Genomic DNA, 15589 nt, shown 5'->3' with positions numbered 1-15589 from the left:
ATCGCTCAGAAGAGGCCCGGGCGCCCTTGCGTTACGGGCATAGATGCGGGCGGGGGCGGAGCGGGCGGTTGTCTTGGAGTTAGGTCTAGGTGATAAGGTGGCCGATGTTTGGCCGCGTGAAAAAGGAGAGACATGGGCAAGACGCTCTATCTAGATTGCACGAGCGGCATCAGCGGCGATATGTTCGCGGCTGCGCTCCTAGACCTTGGTGCCAGCGAGGAGCGTCTGCGCGCGGCGCTCGCGTCGCTTCCGCTCGGTGGCTACGATCTGCACGTGAGCCGCGTGAGCAAGGCGGGCCTCGATTGCTGCGATTTCGACGTAGCGCTCGATTCCCTGCACGAAAACCATGACCACGATATGGCTTACCTGCACGGTCATGATCATCTGCATGAGCATGATGGCGAGGATGGCCATCACCATGAGCACGCCCACCATCATGAGGTGCACCATGCAGAAGAGCATGGGCATGACGCCGAGCATGGCCATAGCCATAAGCACGATCACGACCACCACGGTGAGCCCCACCATCATCACGGTCATCATCACGAGCACCGTGGGCCTGCCGATATCGATGCGATGATCGATGCGGGTTCGCTTGCCGAAGGCGCCAAAGCGCTTGCGCACCGCATCGTGGATGTTCTTGCGCATGCTGAGGCGAAAGCCCACGGCGTGTCGCTTGACGAGGTCCATTTCCACGAGGTCGGCGCTGTCGACTCCATCGTAGACATCGTGTCCGCGGCGGTGCTCTTCGACGACTTGAGCATCGATCGCGTGCTCGTGCCGCAGCTGGTAGACGGGCGCGGCACCATTCGCTGCCAACACGGCATCATCCCGGTGCCGGTGCCTGCCACCCTGAACATCGTTCAGCAGCACGGCCTGCCGCTTTCCGTTTGCGGCGTCGAGGGGGAGCTTGTGACGCCCACGGGCGCTGCTATCGTTGCGGCAATTGCATCCGGGTTCGAGCTTCCTGCGCGGTTTCGCGTGGAGAAGGTGGGTATCGGCGCGGGCAAGCGCGCGTACGAGCGGCCGAGCATCCTGCGCGCCATGCTGATTGACGAACTTCCTCCCCTCGATGCGCCCGCCGCGCGCGAAAACGCTGCTTGCTCCAGCCAGATGCCGCTTGTTTCTGCAGGAGAGCCTACGGTCGATGCCGCCTACGCCGGTCCCGTGGTGCGCCTGGAATGCGATATCGACGACGCTCCGGGCGAGGTGCTCGCGTATGCGGCGGAACGGCTGCGCGAAGCGGGCGCCCGTGAGGTGCATTGGGTGCCTGTGTATGCCAAGAAGGGGCGTCCTGCATGGCAGCTGCAGGTTGTTGCCGTGCCCGATGACATCGAGCGCCTCGAGGGCATCATCTTCGCCGAGACCACCACGATCGGCATTCGGCGTTGGGAGTGTGAGCGCACGGTGCTTGCGCGTTCGGAGTCGTCCGTGACGACGCCGTGGGGTACGGTGCGCGTGAAGACCGTTGACCTTCCCGATGGCTCGCGCCGCGTTTCCCCCGAATACGAGGATTCCGCAGCGCTTGCGCGGGCTGCAGGCATCCCGCTCCAAAAGGTGATGGACGCTGTTCAGTTGGGTATCATGGGGACAGATAGCTGAAGAAGCCTCTCGAGATAGCTCGAGCGAAGGGGGAGCACCATGTCTCAGAACCAGAAGATCTTGAAGATTATGAGCTTCGTCGCGGTCATAGCTGCGCTCGGCATGGCGTGGTGGTCGTCTATGGCCATTGCGTTCGCCAACACCTCGCCGGGGCTTCTGCTTGCCATCTGCTCGGTGGTGCCCTGCGTGCTCGACCTGTTCCTGGGCGTCTGGGGTATCGGGGCGGCCAACCGGCCTGCCCGTGCATACGCGACGATGTACGTGGGGGTGACGCTGCTCGCGCTCGTGCTCAACGCGGTAGCTGTCGTGGTGTACGTGCTTCTGAACGGTTTCGTATGGCCGGCAATCGCCAATCTGGTCATCGTCGCGGTGTACTACTACTTCTCGCGCGCCGTGCGCTTCGAAGCGCTCAAATAGCCGGTAAAGCCGGCCGGCGGCTTTCTTCCTCTTCTGGCATGCCAGCTTGCCTTCCGCGTCCCCTGCGCAACGTTTGGGATGCGGGAGGTTTTTTATGCGATGAGCAGGCTGCCGAGTGCGCTCTCGGTGCAGCATCGATTTTGCCGCACGGGGCGGGTCGCCGTCGCTTGCGCAGGGCCGGATTTGCTACCCTTATGGGGTCACCGATGGAAAGGACGGCTCATGAAGGTTCTCATCGCATCCGATATCCATGGTTCCGCGTACTGGGCGGAGCGGCTGGTCCGCGCCGTCGAGGTGGAGCAGCCCGACCGGATCGTGCTGCTCGGCGACCTGCTCTACCATGGTCCTCGTAACGACCTCCCGCGCGAATACGATCCGAAGCGCGTCATCCCCCTGCTGAACGGTCTCGCGGATAGCGGCAACCTTGTGGCAGTGCGGGGAAACTGCGATGCCGAGGTTGATCAGATGGTGCTCTCGTTCCCCTGCATGGCCGACTATGCCGAGCTGGTGGATGACGGCGGCAGAACGCTCTTCCTCACGCACGGCCACGTGTTCGGAGCGGGCTTCCATAACAGCGTCGACAACATCCCGACATTGGCAGAGGGTTCGGCGGTCGTCTATGGCCATACGCATGTCAAGGTCAACGAGGCCGTGGGCGCCCGGCCTGGTATCTGGGCGTTCAACCCGGGCAGCGTGTCTATCCCCAAGGATGGATCGCATAGCTACGGAATCTATGAAAGCGGCGAGGCGCTCGAGAGCGCTTTCCGCCACGTTGTGCTCGAGGAGGCGTAGGCGATGCCGGATCCTATGGATCTGTCGGAGCAGGGCAAGCGCGACCGCACGACCCGCGTTGACGCCCGCGATGCCTTCGATGCCCTGACCGAGACCATCTGGCGTTTGCGACAACCCGACGGCTGTCCATGGGACCGCGAGCAGACGCATGCCTCGATCGCAAAGAACATGATCGAAGAGGCGTATGAAGCGGTTGACTGCATCGAGGAGGGCGATACCGCGCACCTTCGCGAGGAGCTGGGCGATGTGCTCATGCAGGTCATGCTTCACGCGCAGATTGCGGCCGACGCCGATGAGTTCACGGTCGAGGATGTGGTGAACGAGCTTAATGAGAAGCTGATTCGCCGGCATCCTCACGTGTTCGGCTCAGCGACGGTTGCTCGCGATACCGCAGAGGTGCTCGATATCTGGGATCAGGTCAAGCTTGCCGAGAAGGCATCGAGCGATACGGAGGCAGCAGCAGGCGGCGCTGAGCGCCCCCAGGGGCTTCTTGAGGGCGTTCCCCGCGCCTTGCCGGCCCTCATGCAGGCGCAAAAGGTCTCACGCAAGGCTGCTGCCGTTGGCTTTGAGTGGGAAAGTGTCGCAGATGTGTGGGATCAGGTTGCCGAGGAGCGCGCCGAGTACGAGCATGAGCCGATCGGCTCCTCCGCGCGAGAGCTCGAGTTCGGCGACATGCTGTTCGCCCTCGTGAACGTTGCGCGCAAAGAGGGCATCGATGCCGAGCGCGCGCTGCGTGCCAGTACGGCGAAGTTCCGCGCGCGGTGGGAGGCAGTAGAGGACCGTGCTTGGGGCGCAGGCCACCGGGTTGAGGAGCTGTCGACCGAGGAGCTCAACCGTCTGTGGGATGAGGTGAAGAAAGCGGAGTAGGCGTCCTGCGCGGATCGCGCCCCGATCGGGCCCTTCTGGAGCTTTGGCGCCCCGACCGTCGAAGGATGTTTCGAATCCCGGTATGGAAACGCCGAGATTGTGGAATACTGAGACAAGTTTGTTAAGGCTAACCTTTTGGAAGGGGCGCACTATGAGTGAGATTTTGGACGTCTATGGCCGCGAGGTGCTTGATTCGCGCGGCAATCCCACCGTCGAGGTCGAGGTGACGCTCGACGACGGCTCGTTCGGCCGCGCGATGGTTCCCTCCGGCGCTTCGACTGGCGCGTTCGAGGCTGTTGAGCTGCGTGACGGCGATAAGGATCGCTATTTGGGCAAGGGCGTGATCAAGGCCGTCGACCATGTGAACAAGGAGTGCGCCGAGGCGGTAATCGGCATGGACGCGTTCGACCAGCGCGCGGTCGATGCCGCCCTCATCGCCGCCGACGGAACTCCCAACAAGGGCGCGCTTGGCGCGAACGCCATCCTCGGCGTGTCCCTCGCCGCCGCGCGCGCTGCCGCCCAGTCGGCGGGCCTCGAGCTTTACAGCTATCTCGGGGGCGTGAACGGCCACACCCTGCCCACGCCCATGATGAACATCTTGAACGGAGGCGTGCACGCCGACAATAACGTGGACTTCCAGGAGTTCATGATCATGCCGGTGGGCGCGCCCACCTTCACCGAGGGCCTGCGTTGGTGCGCCGAGGTGTACCACACGCTCAAGTCCGTGCTCAAGGAGAGCGGCCACGCGACGGGTGTGGGTGACGAGGGCGGTTTCGCTCCGGATCTGGCGACGAACGAGGAGCCGCTTCAGTACATCGTCAAGGCCATCGAGGCGGCTGGCTACAAGCCTGGTGACGATTTCATGATCGCCATGGATCCGGCCACCACCGAATGCTACGACGCCGAGCGCGGCGTATACGTGCTTAAGGGCGAAGGCCGCGAGCTCACGACCGACGAGATGATCGACTACTGGGCCGCGCTGGTGGAGAAGTATCCCATCATCTCGATCGAAGATGGTCTCGCAGAAGAGGACTGGGACGGCTGGGTCAAGCTTACCGAGCGTTTGGGTAAGAAGGTCCAGCTCGTGGGAGACGATCTTTTCGTCACCAACACTGAGCGCCTGAAGAAGGGCATCGAGATGGGCGCTGCCAACGCCATTCTCGTGAAGGTGAACCAGATTGGCACCCTTACCGAGAGCCTCGAGGCGATCGAGATGGCGAAGCGCGCCGGGTATGCCTGCATCGTGAGCCACCGCTCTGGCGAGACCGAGGATTCCACGATCGCCGACCTCGCCGTGGCAACGAATGCGGGCCAGATCAAGACGGGCGCTCCCTGCCGTTCGGACCGTATCGCCAAGTACAACCAGCTCATCCGCATCGAGGACGGGCTGTATACCTCGGCTGAGTACGCGGGCCGCACGGCGTTTTACAACCTGCGGTAGCGATACCTCCCGGCGGGAAGCCCCGGAATTCCTCCTTCGCTGGTCCTCGCTGTTCGGCAGAGCCGAACAGCTGCGGAATCGCTCAGGAGGAAGTCCGGGGCTTCTCTGCGGTAACGGCCACGGTTGGGCGGGAGAGGGGGAGCGCGGGGCGTCGTTCGAGAAACGTTGGGCGTGCGCATTTGGCGGATGCGCCGAAAGTTTCCGGTTTGAGGGTGCGCGAGCGTGTCATAATGAAGCGGTAGCGCAATCACACTTCAATCAAACAAGGCGCCCATGGAAACCTATCGCGACAATTCGAAAGCAGCCGGCGCGCAGCGTCGCCAGTCCGTCTCATCTCGCTCCGGTAGCGCGCACGGGACATCGCGTGCCCGTCGCTCTGCACAGGGTGGAGCGGCGGTTCGGGACAGTTCTGGTTCCGGTGCTGCGCGTGCCGCCGACCGCCTGCGGTCGAATGGGCGAGGACGCGCCGTGAAGGAGGGCGGCCGGTCGGCATCGACCCGGCGGGCGACGGGTTCCCGTAGACATCGCTCGAACTTCATGCGCTATGCGGCAGACAACCGCGTCGTGCAGACGATCTACGCCATCACGACGGGGCCGTGGCGCTTCGCATTCTACGGCGTCGTTGCAGCGGCGATCGCGCTCAGCGTCTATTTTCCCGTGCGCGACCTGTACGCGGCCTATCGAACAGGCGATATCCTCGAGCGTCAGCTTGCTGTTCGCGAGAGCTACAACAAGACGCTCGAAACCGAGGTCAATAAGCTGCTTTCCACAGAGGGTATCGAGGACGCCGCGCGCCAGAACCTTGGATTGGTGATGCCCGGCGAGCACGCGGTCGAGGTCATAGGGCTCGAGGACGAGGCGGGCGATTCGTCATCAGATGAAGCATCGGGCGATTCCAGCGGAAGCGCCGATGCGTCCGACGCTTCAGCCGATCAGTCGGGCGATGCCGCTGGCGACGAGGGTGACGCGTCTGACGCTCAGGATGCCGCCTCGACCGATTCAGGTGCTTCGGGCTCCGCTACGCGCGCTCCTTCCGATCCGAACACCTCTGCAGAGGTCGAGGCCGCCGAGCAAGCCGTGGCCAACGATGCACCGTGGTATATCAAGGTGCTCGATGCGTTTTTCTTCTACCAGGGCGTCGAGGGCCAAACGGTTTCCTCGACGGGTGATTGACGCTCGCGCGGTGCGCGGGCCAGGGAAGGCGGCATTGCCTATGTTGCTTGATCGAGACGGTTGCGTACGCATTGCGGCGATCGATCTGGGTACGGTCTCATCGCGGCTCTCGCTCGCACGCGTGCGAGATGGCGCGATCGTGGATTCGGAGAAGCATTCCGTTATTACCGACATGGGGCAGGGCGTGGACGCGACAGGCCGTTTTAGCGCCGGCGCCATCGATCGCGTGGAGGCTGCGTGCCGCACCTTCGCGGAGGAAGCCCGTGCTTTCGGTGCCACGGCGACATGCGTCACCTTGACGAGTGCTGCACGCGACGCGGAAAACGCCGAGGAGCTGCTCACTCGCCTGCGCGCTCTGGGCCTTGCGCCCCAGATCATCCCTGGCGAGGTGGAGGCGAGGCTCACATTCTATGGGGTCGCCCACGATTTTCCCGGCGAGCGCATTGCCGTGGCAGATCCCGGCGGCGGCTCGACGGAGATCGTCGTCGGTACATACGACCCGAGCAACGCGCATCTCGAGCTCGAGCATGTGCGGTCGCTTGACATCGGCTGCCGCAGGTTGACCGACCGGTTCTTTACTGCCGACCCGCCCGCTGCCGAGGAGCTCGCGGCCGCCGCCGCGTGGTCTCACGACCAGTTCGCCTCATGCTGGGATGAATTCGCCGACCGCCCCAGTCGATTCATCTCGGTGGGGGGTACGGTGACGACGCTCGTTTCGCTAACCTACGAGCTCGAGCCCTACGACTCCTCGTTCGTTCACCTTCATGGCCTGACGCTCGAAGAGGTCGAGCGGCAGCTCGATCGCATGAGCGCGCTGACGGTCGCGCAGATTCGCGAGCTTAAGGGCATCCAGCCCAAGCGCGCTCCCATGATGCAGGCGGGAACGATTATCATTCGCGAGCTTATGCGGGCTGGCGGATACGAGGAGCTTACGGTAAGCGAGAGCAGCCTGCTCGCCGGCATGGCGGCAACGATTGATGAGGCCCTGAGGGGCGAGAAGCCGGTTGTCGGCTGGACGCCGGAGCTATCTGAGTAAAAGTTGGTAGGGGCGGTGGGACTCGAACCCACAATCCCGAAGGCCGAAGATTTTAAGTCTCCTGCGTATGCCAATTCCGCCACGCCCCCATCGAAGACACAGTCTAGCAGACGGGGCGCTGGCAGGCGCGCGGGGAATCTACTGATATGCAAGGAATTCGCTGATATTTCTAACCCGCCGTTATTTTTTCCAACTCACTTCTGGGTTTTTGCCATCGAGGGCGGTACACTATACCCATTGCACTTATCGAAAGGAGACCTTCGACATGAAGAAGATCGTGCTGGCCTGCGGTTCTGGAATCGCTACCTCGACCGCCGTTGCGCAGAAGGTGTCTGCGCTGCTGAATGACAACGGCTACGAGGGACAGTACGAGATCGTCCAGTGCGCGATCTCTGAGGCCAAGGATGCTTGCGCCGATGCCGACCTGCTCATCGCGACGACCGTCGCTCCGAACGGCCTTGAGTGCCCCTATGTGAGCGGTGTCCCGTTCCTCACCGGTGTTGGTCGCCCCGCTGCCGAGAAGGAAGTTCTCGACATCATCGCCGGTTAACCGCACGGGTTTGGCGCGCTTCCCGTTTCATAAAAATGGGGCTTGCGCACCTCGAGGCGCTAGGGTAAGATGAACAGCGCTTTCGGCGTTAGCCGAGACATATGCGGGCGTGGCGGAATTGGCAGACGCGTATGGTTCAGGTCCATATGGGGGCAACCCCGTGAAGGTTCAAGTCCTTTCGCCCGCACCACTGAGGATGAAGGCCCCGGCAACGGGGCCTTTTCTTGTGCAAAGAGGGGATATACGGAAAAAGCTCCTAGTTTGTCCGCAAGATCGTGAGGCCGCTTGGTTTAACTAGCTTGCACGGCGAATGCGTACGGCGGTGCCCGAAGCCACCGTCATGATCATCCCTTCAAAGGTTTCGTAGCCAAGCGAGGTGCCCACGACGGCGTTGGCGCCGAGCTGCTCCGCGCGGTCTGCAAGTTCGTCCAGAACCTCGCGGCGCGCGTTCTGCATCTCCTCCTCATATCCTGCCGAGCGCCCGCCGAACACATTGCGGATCCCCGCGCCCAGGTCCTTGAACATGTTGATTCCTGACACTGCCTCTCCGGCGATGATGCCCAGATACTCAACGATCTCGTAGCCCTCGATGGTTGGGGTGGTGGTGACGATCATGCTGCTCCTTTCTTTGGCGCCTGTAACTCAAGTATAGGAAGCGCACGTGCCGCGACCGGTTAAGAAAGGCTAAAGAACGCGCGAACGGTCCGCGCGAGACGGCAGGAGGCCCTGCGATTTGCTATTCTGTGGCGCAGGGAAGGAGAGATGCGCATGACGTGTCTGTATATGGTTATAGCGCTATTCATCGTTGCGGCTATCATCTCGTTCGTCTTGTCGCTGCTAGGCGTGCTCTTCGTGGGTGCGTTGCGGCTCATCCCGATCGTGATGCTCGTGCTCGCGGTCGCCGTGCTCCTTGGCAAGGTGAAGATCAGCATCGTGCGCGATGATGACGACGACCGGAGCTAGGAGCGCGGGTGTTTCCGCCCCAACCGGGTGGTATTGGCCCGGCGGGGGCGACGCCCGATTTGGCCGGATTGCAACGTCGCGTGCAATCGCGGTCTTCTGTGGTACTATGTACCGGCGGTAGCGCAGTTGCCGGAGTGGCGGAATTGGCAGACGCAGCAGACTCAAAATCTGCCGTTGGCAACAGCGTGAGAGTTCGAGTCTCTCCTCCGGCACCATTTCATGATGAACTCATGGAGTGCGCAGAGCTGTGCTATCATGCATCCGCATTGTTTCGGCAATGCTAGCAAAGTGGAACCGATGGTTCCCACCTTTCGGCGCCTTGAGCAGCTGTCTGGTCATCACAACCTATGAGGGCGGTGCATAGGCATCGCTTGCTTGGAACGATTGACCCGGTTGCTGTGCATGGCACCGGGTTTCGTGTTTTGAAGGAGGTACCGAAAATAGCTAAGCACGATGACACGCGCATCAATGACGAGATCACCGCGACGAGGTGCCGCCTGATCGGTGTCGATGGCTCGCAGCTGGGTCTCTTCGACATTCGCGACGCGCAGCGCATCGCCGACGAGCAGAACCTCGACCTCGTCGAGATCGCTCCGAACGCCGATCCGCCCGTATGCCGCGTCATGGACTATGGTAAGTACAAGTACCAGCAGGCCATGAAGGCCAAGGCAGCGCGCAAGAACCAGTCGCGCGTCGAGGTCAAGGAGATGAAGTTCCGTCCCAAGATCGACGTCGGCGACTACGAGACCAAGAAGGGTCACGTGCTCCGCTTCCTCAAGAAGGGCGCGCGCGTGAAGATCACCATCATGTTCCGCGGTCGCGAGATGGCGCATCCGGAGCAGGGTCTCAACGTGCTCGAGCGCTTGGCGGAGGACCTCAAGCCCTATGCCACGGTCGAGTCGCAGCCCAAGCTCGAGGGCCGCAACATGCTCATGCTCCTCGCTCCCATCAAGGGCGCTTTCGACGAGAAGCCCGAGAAGAGCGAAAGCGATAAGAAGTAGTTTGTCCTGTAAGCGATAAAGGAGAATTCCATGCCCAAGATGAAGTCTCACAGCGGTACCAAGAAGCGTTTCCGCGTTACCGGCTCCGGCAAGCTCATGCGCGCCAAGGCCTATAAGAGCCACATCCTGACCAAGAAGACGACGAAGCGCAAGCGCGGCTTCCGCCAGGAGACCGAGATCTCCAGCGCCGATCGCAAGACCGTCGTTTCGCGTCTCGCCTAATCCCGCTTCGTTCCCGTCTTTTCTGAGTTAGTAGGAGTTGATCAACTATGGCACGTGTGAAGCGCGCTCTCAACGCCCGTAAGCACCACCGCACCATCATGAAGCAGGCGAAGGGCTACTATGGCGCCCGTTCGCGTACGTATAAGGCTGCCAAGGAGCAGGTGCAGCACTCCCTCCAGTATCAGTACCGCGATCGCCGCAACAAGAAGCGCGAGATCCGCAGCCTCTGGATCACCCGCATCAACGCTGCCGCCCGCATGAACGACATCTCGTATTCTCAGTTCATGCACGGCCTGAAGGTCGCCGGCATCGAGCTCGATCGCAAGGTGCTTGCTCAGATGGCCTACGAGGACATCGAGAGCTTCAACGAGCTGGCCGCCATCGCCAAGAAGGCGCTCGAGGCGTAAGCCAGGCTCTTTCATCTCATCGCAACCAGCCGGGCTGGAAGGCATATGTAGCGCCTTCCAGCCCGGCTGTTTTTTTCGCCCGGAAATGATAAAACCGACCGGGTGGGTTTTATCATTTCCGGGTGAGGCCTATCGCTCGAAGACCTTCTCGCCGCAGATGTAGGTGGCCGCGACCTTCACGCGGTCGATCTCGTCGGCAGGGATGGCGAGGATGTCTCGGTCGAGCACGGCAAAGCTCGCCTTATAGCCGGCCTTGAGCATGCCGAGCCCTTCGAAGCCGAGGATGCGCGCCGGCTCGCGCGTATAGCGGGCGAGCACCTCCTCCACGCTGAGCGCCTCGGTGGCATCGAAGTCGAAGTGGTTGTAGGCCTGGCGGGTCACCGCGCTTTTTATGTTGGGGAAGGGGTCCGAGGGTACGGCCCAAGATGTTGCGGGGGCATCGGTTGAGATGCAGACGTCCACGCCGGCATCGACGAGGGTGCGGAAGGGGTAGCAGCGGCGTGTGCGCTCCTCGCCGAGGTTCGTGAGGTAGGTACCGATTTCGGCATAGGGGAAGATGGGTTGCGTGACAACGGCGATTCCGTTTGCCGCCATCGCGCTGATCGCATGCGGCGAAGGCGCGGTCACGTGTTCGATGCGCACCGGAGGCACGCCATCGGCGTCCCAAAGTCCAGCCGCCATGACGCGGTCGATGACGCGGTCGATGGCATGGGTTCCCATGGCGTGGAGCGAGAGCTGGCAACCATGGTTCTGGCAAAAGGCTATGGCATGATCGATATCATCGTCAGTGCAGGTCGGCATGCCGCAATTCGCAGCGCCCAGATCGCGCTCGGAGGGCAGGAACGGGTCATAGAACCATGCCGTGCGGCCCGACACGCTGCCATCGGTCAAAATCTTGATACCTGCCGCGAAGATCTGCTGGCTGCGGTCCATCTGCTCGGGGCCGAGCTCATAGGCGTCCGGGTTTTGCTTGATGTAATCCCAGAGCATATAGGTGGCCACATCCTGCTTGAAGCCGGCGCGCGCAGCGGCCAGGAGCAACGGATGGGTGTCGGTGCCGTCGACGCTGCACATGTCGGTCGCGGCGACGATGCCCTGCGAGGCGAGCAGTTGGCCGAGGTCCACGATGTGCTGCACGGCATCATGCTCGCTCGGTTTGGGGATGAATGGGGTGACGAGGTCGCGCGCCGTCTCTTTGAGGACTCCGGTGGGCTCACCGGTGGCATCGCGCTCGATTTCGCCGCCAACAGGATCGGGCGTGTCGCGCGTGATGCCAGCGATCTCGAGCGCACGGCTGTTGACGCAGCGGATGTGCCCACAGGTGCGCATGATGCATACGGGCGCGTCGGGGCTTCCGGCATCTAGGTCCCAACGGGTGGGTGAGCGGTGTTCGGCAAGAAGCGCCTCGTCATAGCCCCAACCCTCGACCCAGGCGTTGGGGCCTTGTGCGGCACGGCGGGCGCGAATTGCCTCGGTGAGCTCGGCAATCGAGGTGATGTTCGGTGGCAAGGCCGAGATCTGCGGTGCAAAATTCGCGAGCATCACGGCATGCATGTGCGCGTCCACAAAGCCGGGGATAACGCGCGCGCCGCCTAGGTCGACCTCTTTATAGGCATCACCCGCGAAGGCGGCGGGCAGTTCGTTCGCCCAGCCGATCCAAACGATGCGCCCGGTGGCATCGGTCACGAGCGCATCTGCCTCGGGCTGCGCAGGGTCTTCCGTCGTGATGCGCCCGCCTATGAAGCGTGTGGGCACGGTGGTTGCCGGGAATTGCTGAGGCTCTAAAGGCATAGGTGATCCTTTCCTCAATCGTTTCAAATGGCGTGTGTCGCGCTGCGTTCAGCATAGCGCAGGCGTGGGGCGCTGCGAGGATGTTTCGGGGAGGTTGCTATTTGGTCCTGTAAGCGCAATCATGGGGTCAGGCGAGCGCGAAAGCGGTTACTGTGCTTGAATGAAGCAAGGAGGAGACCGCAATGGCAACGTTGTGTGCAGCTATGATTTCCGAGGCGCGTGCCCTGCAAGACGAGATCGTCGCAGATCGGCGTGCCCTGCATCAGATTCCCGAGGTGGGCATGGCCCTGCCTGAGACGGTTGCGTACGTGTCGCAACGGCTTGACAGCCTGGGCATCACATGGAGGCCGTGCGGCGCTGTCGCTCATGAGCTCACGCGCTCGTATGAGAACCTCGGGTATCCGGGTATCGATCGCTCCACGGGCATTGTGGCGACTGTTGGCTCTGGGGCGGGTCCCTGCATCCTGCTTCGTGCCGACATGGATGCCCTGCCCATCATCGAGGAAAACGATTTGCCGTTTAAATCCACGCGCACATGCAGCCATATGTGTGGGCACGACGCGCACACGGCGATGCTGCTCGCAGCGGCCGCGGTGCTCAAGCGCCACGAGGCAGAGCTCCCCGGAACCGTCAGGCTCATGTTTCAGCCGGGTGAGGAGCTCGGTGCTGGATCCAAGACGATGATTGACGACGGCGCGCTCGAGGCTCCGCGCGTCGACGCTGCCTTTGGGCTTCATGTCATGTCGAACGAGCCCGCCGGTCAGGTATCCTTTGCTCCCGGCGTATCGAGCACCTCGCTCGACACCTTCGTCATCAAGATCCAGGGGCGCGGCGGCCATACTTCGGCCCCGCAGCAGTGCATCGACCCACTTATGGTGGCCAGCCAGGTATACCAGGCGCTCAACCTCATGATGACGCGCGAGGTTGAGCCGGCGGCAGCCATCACCCTCTCGTGCGGCGCGCTCCAAGCGGGCACTGTGCCCAACACCCTGCCCGATACGGCGGACCTCAAGTTCGGCCTCAGGAGTCTCAACGTCGCGGCGCGCGAGCACGTGCTCTCGCGCATTCCCGAGCTTGTGGAGGGGTATGTGAAGGCGTGGCGGGCGAGCTCCGAAATCGCGATGTTCAACTGCCCCAGCGTGGTGACCGACCCGCTCTTGGCGTCCGAGCTGCAACCGGCGTTTGCGGCGGTGGTTGGCTCGGCGCGTGTACACAAGGCCGAGCCCATGGCGGCAACGGAAGATTTTAGCTACGTGTCGGCGGCGGTGCCGAGCGTTTTCGCGATTCTAGGTGCGGGAAGCCCCGGTGCCGCACCGCACCATAACCCGCATATGCACCTTGATGAGCAGGTGTTTTGGATGGGAGCGGCTCTACACGTGGCGGTTGTCGCCACGTGGTTCGAGCGTCACGCGCTATCGCGTCAAAGCATCGGCAGACATAAGGGCGCATCGAGCGAGCGCGCATAGCGAGCGCGTGCCAATGCGACCAGCAAGGGCGACCGGCAAGAAGAAGGAGAGGTCTCTATGGCACCCTCGGCAAGCAATCTACCAAGCGGCACTCGGCGTCCCTACTTTGGCTGGTGGCTCGTGGTGTCCGGATTTCTCATCATGGGCACCTGCTACACCACCATGGTGAGCGGCATGTCGCTCTTCCAGCCGCATATCGTCGAGGACCTCGGCATCACCGTGGGCACCTATAATATGGCGAATTCCATGTCCACGCTTGTGTCGATCATCGGTTCGCTCGTTATCGGCAATGTAGTTGACCGCGTGGACGGACGCATTCTGGGCGGGTTTTCTGTCGCCATCACGGCGGCGGCGCTCATCGGCTTTGCCTACGTTGGGGCTGCGTGGCAGCTCTTTCTGCTCTTTGCCATCGATGGCTTAGTCATCGTGGCAGGCACACGCTTGCTCATCTCTATCGTGCTTACTAATTGGTTTACGCTCAAGCAGGGGCTCGCCGTCGCGGTGGCACTCAGCGGTTCGGGCTTCGGCGGGGCGATTTTCTCTCCCGCGGTGAGTAGCCTTATCGCCGCCGTCGGCTGGCGCGCATCCTTCATGGTGCTCGCCGCCGTGTGCTTCATCATCGCGTTTCCCATTACCGTGGCAGTCTTTTATAGCCGGCCTGCCGACAAGGGCCTCGAGCCATACGGCGCTGCCGAGGCTGCGGGCGCAGCGGCTGCAAGCGAGAAACGCGTGGGCGATGTGCCGGTCGATGTTGAGGTGCCTTGGGCTCACGTCTGGCGGCACCCGTCATTCTGGCTCATGGTGGCCGGTTTTATGGTAATGGGCGTTATCAACGGCGCCGCGATTCCCAATTCCATTACTAATATGACGTCGGTGATGGTCGAGGGCCAGAAGATTGTGACCGGCGGCCATGACATGGTGTATGCGAGCTCTATCTACTCGTTCAATATGATCGTGGTGCTTGTATCTAAGATAGCGACGGGGTGGATGTACGACCGCTTCGGCGTCCGTACCGGAATCATCGTGGGAAGCGCAGCGTGCCTTATCGGTTCGGTGGGCCTGTGCTTTGCCAGTACGATGTGGGGTCCGGTGGTGAGCGCAATCTTCTTTGGCTTCGGTACGTGCATGGGTACCGTAGCGCCTTCACTTGTTGCCGTGCGCTGCTATGGGGCGAAAGACGTTGGACGCATCACGGGGTGGCTGACGAGCTTGGAAATGCTGGGGTACGCCTTCGGCACGATGCTCTCGGGCAGTTTGTTCGATGCGTTCCACTCGTTTGTGCCCATGTGGATGATCAATATTGCGGGCAGCGTTCTCATGCTTGTGCTCCTTCTTGCCGCCGCTCCGGCAGCTCGCGCCCTGGTAGATAAGATCCGCCAGGAGACACAGGTGGCATAGCGGGAAATGGAACAGGGGAAGCGCTTGATCGCACCCTATATCAAAGGGTTACCCGACATTTCAGGCACGTTGCTCGGGGAGTCGCGGGTCGGCTCGCCAAAGCCGAGCGAGATTTCAACTTTTGGGCACTCCAGAGGGAAGACCCAAAGCACAGTCGCAAAACTCTGAAGATCGTATACCTTCTGACCTGCGCTTTTCACATTCAGGTAATCCTTTATATTCGGTCGCAGCGGCTAGCAGTGCCCAAAAGTTGCAATCACGAGCGCTCGGATGCGGCTAAATGCCGGTAAACAGCACTATCTAGAGGAGGAACAAGGCAGTGCCGTCCGTAAGTATTTAGATAGAGGATTGTTCTAGTGCGGTTAATTATGTAGGAAATGTGAACCCCCGATTCCCCCTTGCGCGGGCGCCGGGAGGCTGGCATTATATCTCCTTGCCGCGCGGGCCGGAGCGCCCGCAGGCA

16 protein-coding genes and 3 tRNA genes are annotated in these 15589 nt (G+C 61.9%); 16 read left to right on the top strand and 3 right to left on the bottom strand.

The window, feature by feature from the left end; all coding sequences use genetic code 11:
• Positions 1-132 precede the first annotated feature (132 nt).
• From larC to AC1VS5_RS08170, 7 genes are all read left to right on the top strand, one after another.
• Positions 133-1602 (top strand): nickel pincer cofactor biosynthesis protein LarC, encoded by a 1470-nt coding sequence (gene larC, locus AC1VS5_RS08200; protein ID WP_144688352.1) that lies wholly within the window; start codon positions 133-135, stop codon positions 1600-1602.
• Between the two features lie 39 nt (positions 1603-1641).
• Positions 1642-2019, top strand: a complete 378-nt coding sequence (locus AC1VS5_RS08195; protein WP_481218311.1) for a hypothetical protein — start codon at positions 1642-1644, stop codon at positions 2017-2019.
• A gap of 222 nt (positions 2020-2241) precedes the next feature.
• Positions 2242-2811, top strand: a complete 570-nt coding sequence (gene yfcE, locus AC1VS5_RS08190) for a phosphodiesterase (protein ID WP_419057600.1) — start codon at positions 2242-2244, stop codon at positions 2809-2811.
• A 3-nt stretch (positions 2812-2814) separates the two neighbouring features.
• Positions 2815-3678 carry a nucleoside triphosphate pyrophosphohydrolase gene (mazG, locus tag AC1VS5_RS08185; RefSeq protein WP_419045172.1) on the top strand — a complete coding sequence of 288 codons (864 nt, stop codon included), beginning with the start codon at positions 2815-2817 and terminating at the stop codon, positions 3676-3678.
• A 151-nt stretch (positions 3679-3829) separates the two neighbouring features.
• Complete coding sequence (eno, locus tag AC1VS5_RS08180) at positions 3830-5119, top strand: phosphopyruvate hydratase (RefSeq protein ID WP_481218310.1); 1290 nt, start codon at positions 3830-3832, stop codon at positions 5117-5119.
• A 273-nt stretch (positions 5120-5392) separates the two neighbouring features.
• Complete coding sequence (locus tag AC1VS5_RS08175; protein WP_481218309.1) at positions 5393-6292, top strand: FtsB family cell division protein; 900 nt, start codon at positions 5393-5395, stop codon at positions 6290-6292.
• A gap of 40 nt (positions 6293-6332) precedes the next feature.
• Positions 6333-7328 (top strand): Ppx/GppA phosphatase family protein, encoded by a 996-nt coding sequence (locus AC1VS5_RS08170; protein ID WP_481218308.1) that lies wholly within the window; start codon positions 6333-6335, stop codon positions 7326-7328.
• A gap of 4 nt (positions 7329-7332) precedes the next feature.
• Here the strand turns inward: AC1VS5_RS08170 and AC1VS5_RS08165 are convergent.
• Positions 7333-7417 (bottom strand) — tRNA-Leu (locus AC1VS5_RS08165).
• 176 nt (positions 7418-7593) lie between these two features.
• Here AC1VS5_RS08165 and AC1VS5_RS08160 point away from each other — a divergent pair.
• Together AC1VS5_RS08160 and AC1VS5_RS08155 are read left to right on the top strand one after the other, a co-directional pair.
• Positions 7594-7878: a PTS sugar transporter subunit IIB gene (locus AC1VS5_RS08160; protein WP_019129211.1), complete on the top strand. Its 285-nt coding sequence runs from the start codon at positions 7594-7596 to the stop codon at positions 7876-7878.
• Between the two features lie 103 nt (positions 7879-7981).
• Positions 7982-8068 (top strand) — tRNA-Leu (locus tag AC1VS5_RS08155).
• Positions 8069-8172: 104 nt separating this feature from the next.
• Here the strand turns inward: AC1VS5_RS08155 and AC1VS5_RS08150 are convergent.
• Positions 8173-8493, bottom strand: a complete 321-nt coding sequence (locus tag AC1VS5_RS08150; RefSeq protein ID WP_019129212.1) for a YbjQ family protein — start codon at positions 8491-8493, stop codon at positions 8173-8175.
• A gap of 153 nt (positions 8494-8646) precedes the next feature.
• Between AC1VS5_RS08150 and AC1VS5_RS08145 the strand changes: the two genes are divergently transcribed.
• The 5 genes from AC1VS5_RS08145 to rplT all read left to right on the top strand — a co-directional run bounded on the left by AC1VS5_RS08145 (position 8647) and on the right by rplT (position 10471).
• Complete coding sequence (locus tag AC1VS5_RS08145) at positions 8647-8841, top strand: hypothetical protein (protein WP_481218307.1); 195 nt, start codon at positions 8647-8649, stop codon at positions 8839-8841.
• Positions 8842-8969: 128 nt separating this feature from the next.
• Positions 8970-9056 (top strand) — tRNA-Leu (locus AC1VS5_RS08140).
• 168 nt (positions 9057-9224) lie between these two features.
• Positions 9225-9842: a translation initiation factor IF-3 gene (gene infC, locus AC1VS5_RS08135; RefSeq protein ID WP_035102013.1), complete on the top strand. Its 618-nt coding sequence runs from the start codon at positions 9225-9227 to the stop codon at positions 9840-9842.
• A 30-nt stretch (positions 9843-9872) separates the two neighbouring features.
• Positions 9873-10064, top strand: coding sequence for a 50S ribosomal protein L35 (gene rpmI, locus AC1VS5_RS08130; RefSeq protein ID WP_019129215.1), 192 nt, complete (start codon positions 9873-9875; stop codon positions 10062-10064).
• A 47-nt stretch (positions 10065-10111) separates the two neighbouring features.
• A complete protein-coding gene (gene rplT, locus AC1VS5_RS08125) occupies positions 10112-10471 on the top strand; it encodes a 50S ribosomal protein L20 (protein ID WP_019129216.1) in 360 nt (119 codons plus the stop codon).
• A gap of 129 nt (positions 10472-10600) precedes the next feature.
• On the opposite strand, the gene AC1VS5_RS08120 is transcribed toward rplT, so the two are convergent.
• Positions 10601-12262 carry an amidohydrolase gene (locus tag AC1VS5_RS08120; protein ID WP_481218306.1) on the bottom strand — a complete coding sequence of 554 codons (1662 nt, stop codon included), beginning with the start codon at positions 12260-12262 and terminating at the stop codon, positions 10601-10603.
• A gap of 182 nt (positions 12263-12444) precedes the next feature.
• Between AC1VS5_RS08120 and AC1VS5_RS08115 the strand changes: the two genes are divergently transcribed.
• Together AC1VS5_RS08115 and AC1VS5_RS08110 are read left to right on the top strand one after the other, a co-directional pair.
• Positions 12445-13728: a M20 metallopeptidase family protein gene (locus AC1VS5_RS08115; protein WP_481218305.1), complete on the top strand. Its 1284-nt coding sequence runs from the start codon at positions 12445-12447 to the stop codon at positions 13726-13728.
• Positions 13729-13785: 57 nt separating this feature from the next.
• Entirely contained in the window at positions 13786-15126 is a 1341-nt protein-coding gene (locus AC1VS5_RS08110; RefSeq protein ID WP_481218304.1) for an MFS transporter, read from the top strand.
• The last annotated feature ends 463 nt before the right edge of the window (positions 15127-15589 follow it).

This window comes from Enorma sp. (genome assembly GCF_982429025.1).
This window is presented reverse-complemented; position numbering and strand designations above follow the sequence as displayed.